The following is a 13,722-nucleotide window of genomic DNA, read 5'->3' as shown; positions in this document are numbered from 1 at the left end:
GCCGGTACATTCATGTACATTTCCAAGGTTGACGACCAGCAACCGGCAGCTCAGTCTGCCGGTTCTCTTTTTTTGTCGCGGGGGTGGTCGATGCCTTTTTTCACGGTTGACGGACAAGCGCTGCATTACATTGATCAAGGCTCAGGCCCGGCGGTGTTGCTGGCCGGCAGCTATCTATGGGATCAGGCCATGTGGGCACCGCAGATTGCCGCTTTGTCGCCGCACTATCGGGTGATTGCGCTGGACCTGTGGGGCCATGGCGAATCGGGCCGGTTGCCTGAAGGCACGACGTCCCTGAATGACATCGCCCGTCAGGCGCAGGCCTTGCTCGATCATCTGGACATCGATCAGGTCACCCTCGTCGGGCTGTCGGTCGGCGGCATGTGGGGCGTGCGTCTCGCACTGTCGGCACCGCAGCGCATCAACGGTCTGGTGCTGATGGACACCTACGTCGGTGTCGAACCCGAGCCTACACGTCAGTACTACTTCTCGCTGTTCAAGCAGATCGAAGAAACCGGCGAGATCTCCGAGCAATTACTGGACATCGTCGTGCCGATCTTCTTCCGTCCGGGTATCGATCCGCAGTCGGCGCTGTATCAGGATTTTCGCGCGAAACTGGCGGCGTACTCCTCGGATCGTTTACGCGAAAGCATCGTACCGATGGGGCGTATCACCTTTGGCCGGGATGATTTGTTGCCACGTCTGGGCGAGTTGAATGCGGCGACCACGCTGGTAATGTGCGGCGATCAGGACAAACCGCGACCACCGTCGGAAACAAAGGAAATGGCGGAGTTGATCGGTTGCCCGTGGGTGCTGGTGCCGGAGGCGGGGCATATCTCCAATCTGGAGAATCCGCAGTTTGTCACCGAGGCGTTGTTTGCTTTCCTGGCTGGCCGCCGTTGAAAAGATCGCAGCCTGCGGCAGCTCCTACAGAAAACGCTTTCCATGTAGGAGCTGCCGCAGGCTGCGATCTTTTGATTTTGCTTATTTAGGCCCGAGAATCTTCACCAACTTGTCCGGCGCAGGCGCGCCTTGCTGCTGTTGCAACTCACCCTTGTCATCCATGTAGAAGATCGCCGGCGTGGCCTGCAAATCCAGGTCTTCCATCAACTGCATGTTCGCCGCCAGTTTGCTCTGCACGGCCACCGGAATCTCTTTCAATGCTTTGAGCGAGCTGCCCTTGCCAGCCTTTTCGTGATCTTCCAGCGCCTTGGCCGGATCTTTCGCCGCCAGCAACGCGGCCGATTTGCCCGGGCTGTCCTCACGAATGATGCCGACCATGATGTGCCGCAGTTGCACCTTGCCGGATTTCACCCACGGCCGCGCCTGTTCCCAGAACATGTTGCAGTAAGGGCAGTTCGGATCGCTGAACAGGTACACGGTGCGCGGTGCATCCTTGTTGCCGTCCTGAATCCAGTTGCTCGCTTCGAACTTGGCCCAGACTTCCTTGGCCATCGGCGCGTAAACCAGTTTCTGCAGCGGCTCACTGCTCAAGTCCTTACCGTCGGCGTCGTACAGATTACCGAGTAAAACGTGTTTGCCATCCGGGGTCAGGTACAGCGCCATGCCGCGATTCTGATACTGCGCCGCATAACCACGCAAACCATCGGGGGCGTCGAACTGGCCGACGATTTTCGCGCCTTTGGCTTCGATTTGCTTGATCGCCGCAGGCAATTCTTCAGCGGCCTGCACCGACGGCAAGTGCAGCAGGGCGCTGCCCAGAGTCAGCGTCAGCAGGTGGCGGAGGCGGGGCATGGCAGTTTCCTTGCAGAGGTGGCCGGTGCAGTGGCCGGGTTCGAATTCGGGGTTGGGGTGTCGAAGTTTTCCAAGGCGCGCGCGAGGCTGGCGTTGGATAACTCGCCCAGGTGACTGCTCAGCAGCCTACCGTCAGGGCTGTAGAACAGCGTAGTCGGCAGGGCCATGGAACCGACGGCCTGACCCAGCCGGCCGCTGCGGTCGAACAGCACGTTGTTCAGGCTCAGGCCTTGGGTTTCCAGAAACGTCGCCACGCTTTGCATGCTTTCGGCCTGATTGACGAACAGGAAGGTCAGGTCGGGTCGTTGCTGCTGGGCGTTTTCCAGCACCGGCATCTCGCGCCGGCACGGAGGACACCAGGTCGCCCACAGATTGATCACCAGCGGGCCACCCTGATAGTCGCTGAGCTGGATGGTTTCCCCAGCCGCATTGCGCAGCGAGATGTCCGGCAGCCGGGTGCCTTGTTCATAGATATTCAGCGCCAGCGTCGCCAACAGCCAGAACGCCACACCGCTGGCCACACCAAAACCCAGCGGGCGACGCAAGCCCGGTCGGCGCCAGCCGCGATACAGCGCCACCAGCAGCAGCACGATCACGCCCGGCCAGGCGAGGAAACCACCGTCACGCAAATCAATGATCTGCCACGGGTCATTGCGATAGTGCGACCAGTACAGCAACACAAAGGCAACACGCGCCGCGAGCATCCCGAGCAGAAACAGGCTGAACAACGCCGACTCGGGGTTATCGCCACCACGCTTGGCCACCCGCCAGCCGACAAAGGTCGCCAGCGCCAGGGCACTGATCAGCAGCAGGTGATTAAGCGCAATGGCAAAGGTGCCGAGGGTCAAAGTCAGCATTAATTGGCGTCCCGGGTGGTAGCCCAGCGTTGCAGGAATGTATCGGCATCGACTTCGCCGGTGATGCGCTGGCTGCGGCGTTCTTCGCCATCCGTGCCGATCCAGACGAAGCTCGGTGGCCCCGGCACTTTGTAGCGGCTGAGCAATTCACGGCTGGCGGCATTGTCGGCAGTGACATCGAGGCGCAGCAGGCGTACGTCACTCAACGTTTGCATGACCTTGTCCTTGCCGAACACCTGCTTCTCCATGACCTTGCACGAGACACACCAGTCGGCGTAGTAGTCGAGCAGCACCCACTGGCCCTGAGCCTTGGCGGCATCGAGTTCGCGTTGCAGCGCCGCCGGCTCCTTGATCGTGGTGAACGCGTCATGCGCCGATGGCTGCGCTGCGCTGGCGCGGCCGGCGCTGTAGACCTGCAAAGGCTGATACGGATCATCGCTGCCGCCTGCCGCACCGATCACCAGCAAACTGCCCCACAGCCCGAGCAACAACGAACTGGCGCCGAACAACTGCGCGACGCGGCCAAAACCTTCGGACTGTTTCCAGGCGCAAAACGCGGCGATCAACAACAGTGCACCGCACAGGCCCAGCCACAACGAAGCATCCAGCACCGGACGCAGCATCAACAGCGCGGTGGCGAGGAAGAGGAAACCGAACACACCTTTGAGCAGGTTCATCCAGGCGCCGGGTTTGGGCAGGAAGCGATTGCCCACGGTCACCAGCAACAGCAACGGCACACCAATGCCGATGCCCAGCGAGAACAGGATCAAGCCACCGTGCAGCGCGTTGCCGCTCTGCGCGATATACAGCAATGCACCGGCCAGCGGCGCGGTCATGCACGGGCCGACCAGCAGACCGGACAACGCACCGAGCACGCCAGCACCGATCAGGCTGCCACCGCTGCGGCTGCGCGAGGCGTGTTCCAGGCGATCACGCAGGGCCACCGGCAATTGCAGTTCAAAGAAGCCGAACATCGGCAAGGCCAGCACCACGAAGATCGCGGCAAACGTGCCGAGCAGCCACGGATTCTGCAACCACGCCTGCAGGTTCGCGCCGAGTAGCGCAGCAATCACACCCATCGCCGCATATACCAGCGCCATGCAGATCACATAACTACCGGCCAGCGCGAAACCGCGACGCGGGGTGGCACCACTGCCGACCACCATGCCGGCCAGAATCGGCAGCATCGGCAATGTGCATGGGGTGAAGGCCAGCAACAGTCCGAGGCCGAAAAACACCAACAGGCTCCAGCCCAGCGCCCGTTGTTGCAGGCTGCTGGCCAAGGCCTGATCGGGTGCTTCTGCACCTGCGGCCACCGCGGCCTTGCCGCCCAGGTCTATCACCCGGGTTTGCGGCGGATAGCACAGCCCCGCATCGGCACAACCCTGATAGCTGACCTTGATCTGGCCTGTGGCGGTTGCCGGGATTTTCACTTCCAGCCCTTGGCGATAGACCGGTTGCTCACCGAAAAACTCGTCGCTGTGGGATTCGCCTTCAGGCAGTGCGGGCTGCTGCTGCGCGCTCAGTCCATCGAATTTCAAGCGTTTCTGATACAGGTAATAGCCGTCGGTGATTTGCCAGAACAGCTGGGTTTCACCGGATTCAAGACGTTCGGAGGTGAGCACGAACGCCTTGTCGACCGGCAGAAACTCCGGTTTGGTATCAAATGGATTGTTCCCGGCCTGGGCCAGGCTGGAAATCAGCAGAGCAAAAAAGAGAAAAAAATGACGCATGGAGGAGCCTTGTCCCTGTGCAAGTGAGGTGCAGAATGGGCGGCGGCGATTAACCGATAATTAACCCTATCCTACAAGGCCCTCCGGTTTCGGCCAATCAGCCGCGCAGCAGTCCTGGCCAGTTCTGGTCGTTGATGGTTTGCGGGCCGGAGACCAGACGGTCGGACTGAATGTTGTAAGTCAGGTATTGGTTGTCGGTCAGGAAAATGTACCAGTAGCTGTCGGCGAAAGTCCGGTCATTTTGCGCTGCCGTGATGATGCGGTCCTTGTACGGTTTCAGCGCCCCAAGTTGATAATCTCCGAAGGATTTGTAAGTCAGGGTCTTTGCCTTGTAGTTAAACGATAGATAGTGTCCGTCGTTCAGGATGAACCTGAACAGAAACGGGTGACCGGTCAGTTGGAACCAGGTACCGGCGATGATCTTGTCGAAGTAGGGCAGTATCGGCTTCCAGATCGAATCGGCAACTTTATAGAAGGCATCGACCTTGTCCTTGTCCTGGTTGTATTTACACACCACGGGTGTGGTTCCCTGATAGAAGAACAACCAGGCAATATCTTCATCGGACGAGGTGTTCCAGCCGAATGAAGTGGTTGTCAGTCCGAAACGCAAGTCTTTGGCATGGGGGCCAAAGCTGTCCCAGTTACTGCCGACCAATGCCGGATAGTTGGCGGATACCTTATTGTCACCGATATCGAATCGGGAATAGGTGTTGCTGTCTTTGAAGAAGAAATAAATACGATCAGGACCGGAACGCCAATCGATCGCGACGAAGTTTGTCAGGTTAGGCATGTTTATTAAGTCCCTTTAAAGTTGTTGGTGTTTACCGGTCGAAAACTAAATGATCGAAGGGTTATTACATAGGGAGAAAGTGTTTCTTTATTAGTGGGAAAGTTTCAGAGCCGAGTGAGTCCCAGCGTCAGGTGGCGCCCCGATGTTTTTGCCCGGCTTTGCGTAAACACCGGTGACGGTCATAATTGCCGCTTAATCCTCGCCTGCTTCACTCGCCTTTTTTATCCACGGAGCACCCATGCACGTACTGGTTTGCGAAGACGATGAGCTGATTGCCAGTGGCATCGTTGCCGGTCTTACGGCTCAGGGTTTGACCGTCGAGCACGTCAACACTGCATCGAAAGCGCGGGCGATGCTCAAGGTCGCCGAATTCGACGTGATGGTGCTCGATCTCGGCCTGCCCGACGAAGATGGCCTCAAATTGCTGCAACAACTGCGGCAGAGCGGCCTGGAGATTCCGGTGCTGATCCTGACCGCGCGCGACTCGGTGACCGACCGTGTCGATGGCTTGCAGGCCGGGGCCGACGATTACCTGCTCAAGCCGTTCGATCTGCGTGAACTGTTCGCCCGTCTGCAAACCCTGTTGCGCCGGGTTGCCGGGCGCAGCGTCAACCTGATCGAGCACGGCGCGCTGACGTACGACCCGAGCAGCCGCGAAACCATGCTGGCCGGGCAACCGGTGGACCTGTCGCGCCGCGAGCAATCGCTGTTGCAGGCGCTGCTGCACAATCGTGGGCGGGTGCTGTCCACCGAACAGTTGAAAGACAGCGTCTACGGCTTCAACGATGAACTGGAAAGCAACGCGCTGAACGTGCACATCCATCACCTGCGCAGCAAACTGGGTAAAGGCATCGTCGAAACCGTCCGCGGTCTGGGCTATCGCCTTGGCCCGGCCGACGGTGGAGAGCAAGACAAGTGATGAGCCTGCGACTGCGCCTGAGCCTGACCCTCGGCGCTGCGTTTGCGCTGATCTGGGCGTTGGCGGCGGCCTGGATGCTCAGTGACCTGCGCAATCAGATGATGTTTTCCCTCGACCAGCGTCTGGTGGCGTCGGCGCGTATGGTCGCCGGGCTGCTGGAACAGTTGCCGACACTGCCGAGCAAAGGCGAGGGCACCCATTTCAGTGCCGAACAACTGAATATCCCCGGCGGCATGGCCTGTCAGGTCAGTTCGTTGCGCGGGGAAATTCTCGCGCGCAGCCACAACAATCCCGAACAGGCGCTGGAAGCCGAGAAGATGGGCTTCCATGACCAGATGATCGACGGAGCACCGTGGCGCAGCTTCACCTTGGCCCGCGGCGATGTGCGGATTACCACCGCGGATCGGCAGATCGAGCGCGAAGCCCTGAACATGTCGATTCTGCTGGCGGCATCGGTGCCGGTGGGCGTGGCGCTGCTCGGCTGTCTGTGTCTGTTGTGGCTGGGCATTGGCCAAGGTCTGGCGCCGCTCAACCGTCTGCGTGAAGCGCTGATGCGGCGCAACGCCGACTCGCTCGAGCCGTTGCAGATTCAGACTTTTCCCAGCGAATTGAAGCCGCTGCTCGAAACACAGAACCAGTTGTTCCAGCGTATCGGCAAAACCATCGAGCGCGAGCGGCGCCTGACCGGTGACGCGGCGCATGAACTGCGCAGTCCGCTGACAGCGATCAAGACCCACCTGCAAGTTGCGCGCATGACCGACGGCAATGCCCGCGATCAGTCGCTGGCGCGGGCCGAGGAGGGTGCCGATCGCTTGCATCGCACCCTCGAGCAATTACTGTTGCTGGCGCGGGTCGAGGGCAGTCTGTCGTTCGATGACGGTTCGCAATGCAGCGCCGAGCAAGTGGCACGCCTGGCGATTCAAGACGCCACGGGTGGCGAGCGCCTGCGCATCAAACTGCAACTGCCGACCGAGCTTTCCGCTGCAGCGCTACAGATGCCGGCCGTGCTGTCGATTGCGGCGCTGCGCAATCTGCTCGACAACGCCCTGCGTCATACCGCCGAGGACTGTGCGGTTGAGCTGAGCCTGGAAACCATTGGCAACCGCGTACGGTTTGTTGTGCGCGACCATGGCCCGGGGATCGCGCCGGATGATCTGCAACACCTGACGCAACGCTTCTGGCGCAACGGTCAGAGCACCGGATGTGGTCTCGGTCTGGCAATTGTTCAGGCGATCGTCCAGCGTTGCGACTGTGCGCTGCATTTCGACAGCCGCCCGGATGGCCTGCGCGTCGAACTGACCATGCCGTTGCAGCCTGTCTGATTCCTGCACAGCCTGTGTAGGAGCTGCCGAAGGCTGCGATCTTTTGATTTTGTTTTTCAAGATCAAGATCAAAAGATCGCAGCCTTCGGCAGCTCCTACAGTAAATCGCGCCAGACACATCAAATGTAACCTCTCGACGTTCGCTATCCGCTTGGCCTGGGGGTAAGGTCAACGCAGCTTTGACTCAATGGATTGAGGGAACTGCGCCATGGAAGCACCCATCTGCATTCGTCCGGCCATCCTGGCCGACGCCGGTATCATCAGCCGCATCATCGAACGTTCGATTCGCATCGGTTGTGCACTCGATCACCGTAACCACCCGTCACTGGTCAGTGACTGGATCGGCCAGCAGTCCGCCGATTTCATCAGTGCCCGGCTCGCCGACCCGCACTTCTATCTGTGTATCGCATTGCTGGCGGACAAACCGGTCGGTGTCGGCATGGCCCAGGCCGGTGGCGACATTTCATTGTGTTACGTGCAGCCGGAATCCTTTCGGCGCGGCGTCGGGCGGGCGCTGATGCAGGATCTGGAGGGCTGGTTGCGGGTTCGCGGAGTGCTTCACGCTGACCTCAACAGCACGCGCACCGGCCGCGCTTTTTATCGGCGTCTGGGTTATCGCGAGTCTGCGCCGCCCTTCGAATACCAAGGCTTGCAGACCCTGCCCATGCACAAGTCGTTGGCATCGCCGGTCTGACAACTCGATCACGGGCTAAATCCTCGGGCCCCTTAAGCGTTTCCAGAACAGGAAAACCTGCAAGTGCGCCCCGCGATCGGAATGCGCACTGTCCGGTGTGCTGTTTTGGTCACTATCCATAGCCAATTGAGGGGTCGAGAGATGTCAGTCGCCACCAGCCTTATCGAAGAGTCGTCGGCTCGGGTTACTTCGGCGCCGGCCGAAACGTTGTACCAGTTCAGTGAATCGCCATTGCTGGCCCGTCAGGCTCAACAGGAATCCAACGCCCGCAGTTATCCACGACGTATTCCGCTGGCCCTGAAACGCGCCAAAGGCCTGTACGTCGAAGACGTCGAAGGGCGCACCTTCATCGACTGTCTGGCCGGTGCCGGCACGCTGGCGCTGGGGCATAACCACCCGGTGGTGATCGAAGCGATCCAGCAGGTACTGGCCGATGAATTGCCACTGCACACCCTCGACCTGACCACGCCGGTCAAGGATCAGTTTGTCCAGGATCTGTTCGGTCTGCTGCCGCCCGCCCTGGCGGCGCAAGCGAAAATCCAGTTCTGCGGCCCGACCGGTACCGATGCTGTGGAAGCGGCATTGAAGCTGGTACGCACGGCGACCGGGCGCAGCACCGTGCTGTCTTTTTCCGGTGGTTATCACGGCATGAGCCAGGGCGCGCTGAGCCTGATGGGCAGCCTGGGGCCGAAAAAACCGTTGGGCGCCTTGCTCAGCAATGGCGTGCAGTTCATGCCGTTCCCGTATGACTACCGCTGCCCGTTCGGCCTCGGTGGCGCAGCAGGCGTGAAGGCTAACCTGAGTTACCTGGAAAACCTGCTCAACGATCCCGAAGCCGGCGTGCAATTGCCCGCAGCGGTGATCGTCGAAGCGGTGCAGGGCGAGGGCGGTGTGATTCCGGCGGACATCGAGTGGTTGCGCGGCTTGCGCCGGATCACCGAGAAGGCCGGTGTGGCGCTGATCGTCGACGAGATCCAGAGCGGTTTCGCCCGTACCGGCAAAATGTTTGCCTTCGAACACGCCGGCATCACCCCGGATGTGGTGGTGTTGTCCAAAGCCATCGGCGGCAGCCTGCCGTTGGCCGTGGTGGTCTATCGCGACTGGCTCGACACCTGGCAACCGGGCGCGCACGCCGGCACGTTCCGTGGCAATCAGATGGCCATGGCGGCAGGCTCTGCGGTGATGCGTTATCTGGTTGAGCACAAGGTCTGCGAACACGCTGCTGCCATGGGCGAGCGCCTCAGTGAGCACCTGCGCATCCTGCAGCGCGACTTCCCGCAACTGGGCGATATTCGCGGTCGTGGCCTGATGCTCGGGGTCGAACTGGTCGAGCCGAACGGCACACCGGATGCGCTCGGTCATCCGCCGGCGTTTGCGCGACTGGCGCCGCTGGTCCAGCGCGAATGCCTCAAGCGCGGCCTGATTCTGGAGCTTGGCGGTCGCCATGGCGCGGTGGTGCGTTTCCTGCCGCCGCTGGTGATTACCGCAGCTGAAATCGACCATGTTGCGGAAATCTTCGGTCGCGCTTTGGCCGCCGCCATCGCGTCGCTGTAAATTTTTCGCCGCGCCGAACGTTCTTTCTACATACCCGGCTGCACCCCTCGTGCAGCCCACCCTTACAACGATGGAGAACCAGCATGACGTCAGTATTCGACCGCGAGGACATCCTCTTTCAGGTCGTGGTCAACCACGAAGAGCAATACTCGATCTGGCCGGACTACAAAGCCGTGCCAGAAGGCTGGCGCACTGTGGGCAAGAGCGGCCTGAAAAAGGAATGCCTGGCCTACATCGAAGAGGTCTGGACTGACATGCGTCCGCTGAGCCTGCGCCAGAAGATGGACGGGCAGGCCGCCGCGCAATAAGCGCCCGGGCAAAAACAAACCCGCTGGACTGGTGACAGTCAGCGGGTTTTTTCATGTCTTGTATTTGTGTTGTCAGGTCAGGCCTCTTCGCGAGCAGGCTCACTCCTACATTTGGAATGCGCTCCCCCTGTAGGAGCGAGCCTGCTCGCGATGAACGATAACGCGGTTTCAGCTGAAATTAAGCCCCGCTCAAACCCTTCAACACCAAATCCACATTGCCTTCCAGCTCTGCCACCGGATCCGCCGCATCCGTGCTCAACACCACCAGACGACTACCCGACTCGGCAATTGCCGCTTTCACCGGCTCCGATGGCTGCCGATGATGCAGCACCACCGCGACATCATTGTCCTTGAGCGTTGCCGTGAGTTTTTTCAGATCCTCAGCCGTCCATTCGGCATCCGGCCGTGAATCCTCGCCGATCAGTTCCAGATTCAAGCTGCCGATCAGATAACCAAAGTGATCGCTGAGACTCATCACACTCAGATTGTCGGCGTTGGCCAGCCGCGCTTCGCTGTCGGCGCTGAGCTTCAACAAACGCTGCTTCAACGTCGCCAGATTCGCTTCGATCGCAGGCTTGGCGCTAGGTGCCAGACGCACCAGATCCGCCGCCATCACATCCGCCATGCGTCCCATGTTGTTGCTGGCCAGCCATGGCTGGCTGTTCAAGCCGTCGACCTTCAGATCCGGTTGCACGGCAATGCCCGGCAGGGCGCCGTCGACCGGGCGGGCCGCATCAACTTCAACGATGCGGATATTGCTGCGGCGGGCGATCGGGTACAACTGATCATCTGGCCACAGCGAGCGCACACCAATCACGGCATCGGCACCGGTTGCCAGTTTGCTCAGGGCCGGAGCGCCACGCCCGGTGAAGTAGGCACTCTGACGACTGCCCGGCAGGTTCGCCGGTGCCGCACGTTCAAGGTTGACGTCAGTGCCTTTGAGCAGTACTTCACCCAAGCCGTAAGTGATTGGCAACGAGGCCAGCACGCGCAGTGGTTTAGCGGCTTCGTCAGCCATCAAAGGCGAGCAGACCAAGCCGCACAGGGTCATGGCCAAGGTCAGTTTTCGCAGTGAAAAAGTCATTTATCCAAGATTCCCTTTCAAACTCGGGACAACCCCGCGCGCAATGGCGGCGAGGGCGAAGGCAATACCGGCAACCAGAATGATCGCGGCGCCGGATGGAATCGGCAGGTCAAACACGATCGGCGCGAGAATCCCGCACAGCGTGCTGACCGTGGCGATCAGCACCGAGCACCAGAAGAAACCCTTGAGCGACTGGCTGAGCAAGCGCGCCGCTGCCGCTGGAATCACCAGCAGTGCGCCAACCAGAATCGCACCGATGACTTTCACCGCCGCCACGGTGATCAGCGTCACCAGAATCACGAACAGATAATCCAGGGTTTTCACTGCCACCCCGCGCACTGCTGCCAGTTGCGGATTGAAGCTGGCGAGCATGATGCGGTTGTACAACGGCAAGGCCAGAGCCATGACCAGCGAACCGACAATGGCCAACACCGCCAGATCGTTGCCGTTGACCGTCAGCACTGAGCCGAACAACACGTTCTCGAGAATGTGCACATTGATCTTGCCGGCGAGAATCAGCAGCAGACTCGCGCCGAGTGCCAGCGACACCGACAGAAACACGCCTATCAAGGTGTCCGGCGCCAGGCCGGTGCGGTTGCGCAGGTAATTGAGCAGGATGCCGAACAGCAGGCAGTAACCGAACAGGCTGCCGTACGGCCCGGTGTAGGGTTCGCCGAGCAGGATGCCGATGGCGACACCGGTCAGCGCCGCGTGGCCCACCGCTTCGGAGAAAAACGCGAAACGCTTGACCACCACCAGCGTGCCGAGGCCGCCGAGTACCGGGCCGATCAACAGGCCGGCGAGCAACGCATTGACCACGAAACCGTAGGCCAGCGCTTCCGGCAGATAACCGGACGAGGCCCAGCCTTGCACCATCAAACGAAAGGCTTCGTAACTCATCAGGCAGCGCTCCGTGGATGGGTCGAGAACAAGGTCAGCAGACGTTCCGGGGTCAGCGCCTCTTGTGGTGTGGCATCGAACAGCACACGACGGTTAAGACCAGTGACGCGACTGGCCAGGCGCCCGACCGCTTCCAGATCGTGCTCGATCCACAGCACGGTAATGCCCGCCGCGCGCCAGTCATTGAGCAGGCGCTCGAACACCTGAATCCCGGCTTCATCGAGGGCCGACATCGGCTCATCCAGCACCAGCAATTGCGGCGCCGGGATCAGCCCTTGTGCGAGCAGAACTCGCTGGCGTTCACCCCCGGACAGCGCGCCCATGCGCCGCTTGCGTTTGTCCTGCATGCCGACGCGCTCCAGCGCTTCGCCGATGGCACCGGCGTAACGCTTGCTCAAACCGAGGAACGCCGGGCGTCGCTGGCACATGGCGGCCATGAAGTCGTCGACGGTCATTGGCAAGCCGCGATCGAACTCCAGCGCCTGTGGCACATAACCGATGATGCCGGGTTCGCCGGGCCATTGCAGGCTGAGCCGGCCCTGATGCGGCATTTGCCCGAGGAGGGTCTTGATCAGCGAACTCTTGCCGCCTCCGTTGGGGCCGACCAGGGCATGCACGCTGCCGGGCTGCACCTGGAAGGTGACTTTGTCCAGAATCGTCGTGCGCCCCAGCGTCAGACAAACCTGCGCAAAATCCAGCGTCGGCCCAATAACCTGTAGGCCTTCGCCTGCTCGCGATAGCGGTGTGTCATTCAACAAAGATGTCGGCTGATCCGGCGCCTTCGCGAGCAGGCTCGCTCCCACAGGGTGCTCGGCGTCTGGGAGGTTGAGGTTTTCTCTGGAAGTCATGCGCCCGACTCCTGAATCGCCCGCACCACGGTGTTGAGGTTGCCGGTCATTTCCTTTTCGTACTTGTCGGCGGTGTATTCGCCGTAGGAAATGTGCGACAGCGGGTACAGCTTCACCCCGGACTCACGCTGAATCGTTTCGACGTAAGTGGAGGGGAAATCCATCTCCGAGAAGATCACCTTCACGTCCAGTTCACGCAATTGGTCGATGGTCTTCTTCAACTGGCTCGGGCTCGGCTCAATGCCGTGCGCCGGTTCGACCACAGCAGTCACTTCCAGGCCGAACTCCCGCAGCAGATAGTCGTAAGCCGCGTGCACCGTGGCCACGCGCAGTTCTGCGTTCGGCGCTTGAGTCAGTTTGGCCAGGGCATCGGCGCGCATCTGCCGCAGGCGTTTGCCATAGGCGCGGGCGTTCTGGGTGTAGGTCTTGGCGTTGTCCGGATCGAGTTTGCCCAGTTCGCGGGCGATGTTGTTGACCTGAGCGATGGAGGCGCTGATCGACAGGAACGTGTGCGGGTTCACCACTTTGCCGGCGCCGCGTGCGGCAACCCCGGTGGCGGCCAGCAGCGGCACGTTCTCGTTGGCTTCGATGGTCTTGATGTTCGGCGTTTCGCTGGCGGCGATCATGCGGTCGGCGAAGTCGTCATGGCCGACACCGTTGAGCACGATCACATCCAGCCCGCTGATGCGTTTGATGTCCTCGGCCCTTGGCTCATAAGCGTGCGGGTTGAAACCGGCAGGGATCAGTGGGACGACTTCGGCCTTGTCGCCGACAATGTTCGCCACATAGCTGTAATACGGGTGCAGGGTAATACCGATGCGCAGGCGTTTGGCCTGATCGGCGCTGGCCAGTGGACTCAGCAGGCAGGCGCAGAGGCCGAGCAGGAACAGACGCAACAATGGACGGCGAGGCGATGAAATAGACATGGGCAAACGGTCTTCTCTCGGATGAGGGCGAG

Annotated in this window: 14 protein-coding genes; 6 read left to right on the top strand and 8 right to left on the bottom strand. The window is 60.6% G+C overall.

The features are described 5' to 3' along the window. Positions 1-90: 90 nt before the first annotated feature. A complete protein-coding gene (locus tag CKW17_RS14935; protein ID WP_095120617.1) occupies positions 91-903 on the top strand; it encodes an alpha/beta fold hydrolase in 813 nt (270 codons plus the stop codon). A gap of 81 nt (positions 904-984) precedes the next feature. On the opposite strand, the gene dsbG is transcribed toward CKW17_RS14935, so the two are convergent. The 4 genes from dsbG to CKW17_RS14915 all read right to left on the bottom strand — a co-directional run bounded on the left by dsbG (position 985) and on the right by CKW17_RS14915 (position 5,135). Continuing rightward, a complete protein-coding gene (gene dsbG, locus CKW17_RS14930; protein ID WP_095120438.1) occupies positions 985-1,755 on the bottom strand; it encodes a thiol:disulfide interchange protein DsbG in 771 nt (256 codons plus the stop codon). Next, positions 1,731-2,612, bottom strand: coding sequence for a TlpA disulfide reductase family protein (locus CKW17_RS14925; protein ID WP_095120437.1), 882 nt, complete (start codon positions 2,610-2,612; stop codon positions 1,731-1,733). Before CKW17_RS14925 ends, dsbG begins: the two co-directional genes overlap by 25 nt. Beyond that, positions 2,612-4,345, bottom strand: a complete 1,734-nt coding sequence (gene dsbD / locus CKW17_RS14920) for a protein-disulfide reductase DsbD (protein WP_095120436.1) — start codon at positions 4,343-4,345, stop codon at positions 2,612-2,614. The genes CKW17_RS14925 and dsbD overlap by 1 nt, the downstream gene beginning before the upstream one ends. Positions 4,346-4,442: 97 nt before the next feature. Next, positions 4,443-5,135 carry a hypothetical protein gene (locus CKW17_RS14915; RefSeq protein WP_095120435.1) on the bottom strand — a complete coding sequence of 231 codons (693 nt, stop codon included), beginning with the start codon at positions 5,133-5,135 and terminating at the stop codon, positions 4,443-4,445. Between the two features lie 238 nt (positions 5,136-5,373). Between CKW17_RS14915 and CKW17_RS14910 the strand changes: the two genes are divergently transcribed. From CKW17_RS14910 to CKW17_RS14890, 5 genes are all read left to right on the top strand, one after another. Then, complete coding sequence (locus CKW17_RS14910; RefSeq protein ID WP_016985441.1) at positions 5,374-6,054, top strand: response regulator; 681 nt, start codon at positions 5,374-5,376, stop codon at positions 6,052-6,054. Then, a complete protein-coding gene (locus CKW17_RS14905; RefSeq protein ID WP_095120434.1) occupies positions 6,054-7,376 on the top strand; it encodes an ATP-binding protein in 1,323 nt (440 codons plus the stop codon). Before CKW17_RS14910 ends, CKW17_RS14905 begins: the two co-directional genes overlap by 1 nt. Positions 7,377-7,584: 208 nt before the next feature. Continuing rightward, the gene (locus CKW17_RS14900; RefSeq protein ID WP_095120433.1) at positions 7,585-8,070 is read left to right on the top strand and encodes a GNAT family N-acetyltransferase; all 486 of its coding nucleotides are present in this window, start codon (positions 7,585-7,587) and stop codon (positions 8,068-8,070) included. A gap of 141 nt (positions 8,071-8,211) precedes the next feature. After that, positions 8,212-9,624, top strand: a complete 1,413-nt coding sequence (locus CKW17_RS14895; RefSeq protein ID WP_095120432.1) for an aspartate aminotransferase family protein — start codon at positions 8,212-8,214, stop codon at positions 9,622-9,624. An 83-nt stretch (positions 9,625-9,707) separates the two neighbouring features. Continuing rightward, positions 9,708-9,932 carry an MbtH family protein gene (locus CKW17_RS14890; protein WP_095120431.1) on the top strand — a complete coding sequence of 75 codons (225 nt, stop codon included), beginning with the start codon at positions 9,708-9,710 and terminating at the stop codon, positions 9,930-9,932. A gap of 178 nt (positions 9,933-10,110) precedes the next feature. Here CKW17_RS14890 and CKW17_RS14885 read toward each other — a convergent pair whose 3' ends face one another. The 4 genes from CKW17_RS14885 to CKW17_RS14870 are packed head-to-tail and all read right to left on the bottom strand — an operon-like array spanning position 10,111 to position 13,690. Then, on the bottom strand, positions 10,111-11,016 hold the full coding sequence (locus CKW17_RS14885; protein WP_095120430.1) for a metal ABC transporter solute-binding protein, Zn/Mn family: 906 nt from the start codon (positions 11,014-11,016) through the stop codon (positions 10,111-10,113). Further along, positions 11,017-11,916, bottom strand: coding sequence for a metal ABC transporter permease (locus tag CKW17_RS14880; RefSeq protein ID WP_007917717.1), 900 nt, complete (start codon positions 11,914-11,916; stop codon positions 11,017-11,019). After that, complete coding sequence (locus CKW17_RS14875) at positions 11,916-12,764, bottom strand: metal ABC transporter ATP-binding protein (RefSeq protein ID WP_095120429.1); 849 nt, start codon at positions 12,762-12,764, stop codon at positions 11,916-11,918. Before CKW17_RS14875 ends, CKW17_RS14880 begins: the two co-directional genes overlap by 1 nt. Then, a complete protein-coding gene (locus tag CKW17_RS14870) occupies positions 12,761-13,690 on the bottom strand; it encodes a metal ABC transporter substrate-binding protein (protein WP_034155183.1) in 930 nt (309 codons plus the stop codon). Before CKW17_RS14870 ends, CKW17_RS14875 begins: the two co-directional genes overlap by 4 nt. Positions 13,691-13,722: the final 32 nt, after the last annotated feature.

The organism is Pseudomonas sp. Irchel s3f10 (assembly GCF_900187515.1).
GTDB lineage: Bacteria > Pseudomonadota > Gammaproteobacteria > Pseudomonadales > Pseudomonadaceae > Aquipseudomonas > Aquipseudomonas tensinigenes.
The sequence above is the reverse complement of the archived record's forward strand: the minus strand, read 5'-3'. Positions and strand labels throughout refer to the sequence as shown.

Bases quoted from the DNA above. Each gene is read 5' to 3' on its own strand.
- dsbG (WP_095120438.1), bottom strand. From the start codon at position 1,755: ATGCCCCGCCTCCGCCACCTGCTGACGCTGACTCTGGGCAGCGCCCTG.
- CKW17_RS14915 (WP_095120435.1), bottom strand. From the start codon at position 5,135: ATGCCTAACCTGACAAACTTCGTCGCGATCGATTGGCGTTCCGGTCCT.
- CKW17_RS14880 (WP_007917717.1), bottom strand. From the start codon at position 11,916: ATGAGTTACGAAGCCTTTCGTTTGATGGTGCAAGGCTGGGCCTCGTCC.
- CKW17_RS14875 (WP_095120429.1), bottom strand. From the start codon at position 12,764: ATGACTTCCAGAGAAAACCTCAACCTCCCAGACGCCGAGCACCCTGTG.
- CKW17_RS14895 (WP_095120432.1), top strand. From the start codon at position 8,212: ATGTCAGTCGCCACCAGCCTTATCGAAGAGTCGTCGGCTCGGGTTACT.
- CKW17_RS14925 (WP_095120437.1), bottom strand. From the start codon at position 2,612: ATGCTGACTTTGACCCTCGGCACCTTTGCCATTGCGCTTAATCACCTG.
- CKW17_RS14890 (WP_095120431.1), top strand. From the start codon at position 9,708: ATGACGTCAGTATTCGACCGCGAGGACATCCTCTTTCAGGTCGTGGTC.
- CKW17_RS14905 (WP_095120434.1), top strand. From the start codon at position 6,054: ATGAGCCTGCGACTGCGCCTGAGCCTGACCCTCGGCGCTGCGTTTGCG.
- CKW17_RS14870 (WP_034155183.1), bottom strand. From the start codon at position 13,690: ATGTCTATTTCATCGCCTCGCCGTCCATTGTTGCGTCTGTTCCTGCTC.
- dsbD (WP_095120436.1), bottom strand. From the start codon at position 4,345: ATGCGTCATTTTTTTCTCTTTTTTGCTCTGCTGATTTCCAGCCTGGCC.
- CKW17_RS14885 (WP_095120430.1), bottom strand. From the start codon at position 11,016: ATGACTTTTTCACTGCGAAAACTGACCTTGGCCATGACCCTGTGCGGC.
- CKW17_RS14900 (WP_095120433.1), top strand. From the start codon at position 7,585: ATGGAAGCACCCATCTGCATTCGTCCGGCCATCCTGGCCGACGCCGGT.
- CKW17_RS14910 (WP_016985441.1), top strand. From the start codon at position 5,374: ATGCACGTACTGGTTTGCGAAGACGATGAGCTGATTGCCAGTGGCATC.
- CKW17_RS14935 (WP_095120617.1), top strand. From the start codon at position 91: ATGCCTTTTTTCACGGTTGACGGACAAGCGCTGCATTACATTGATCAA.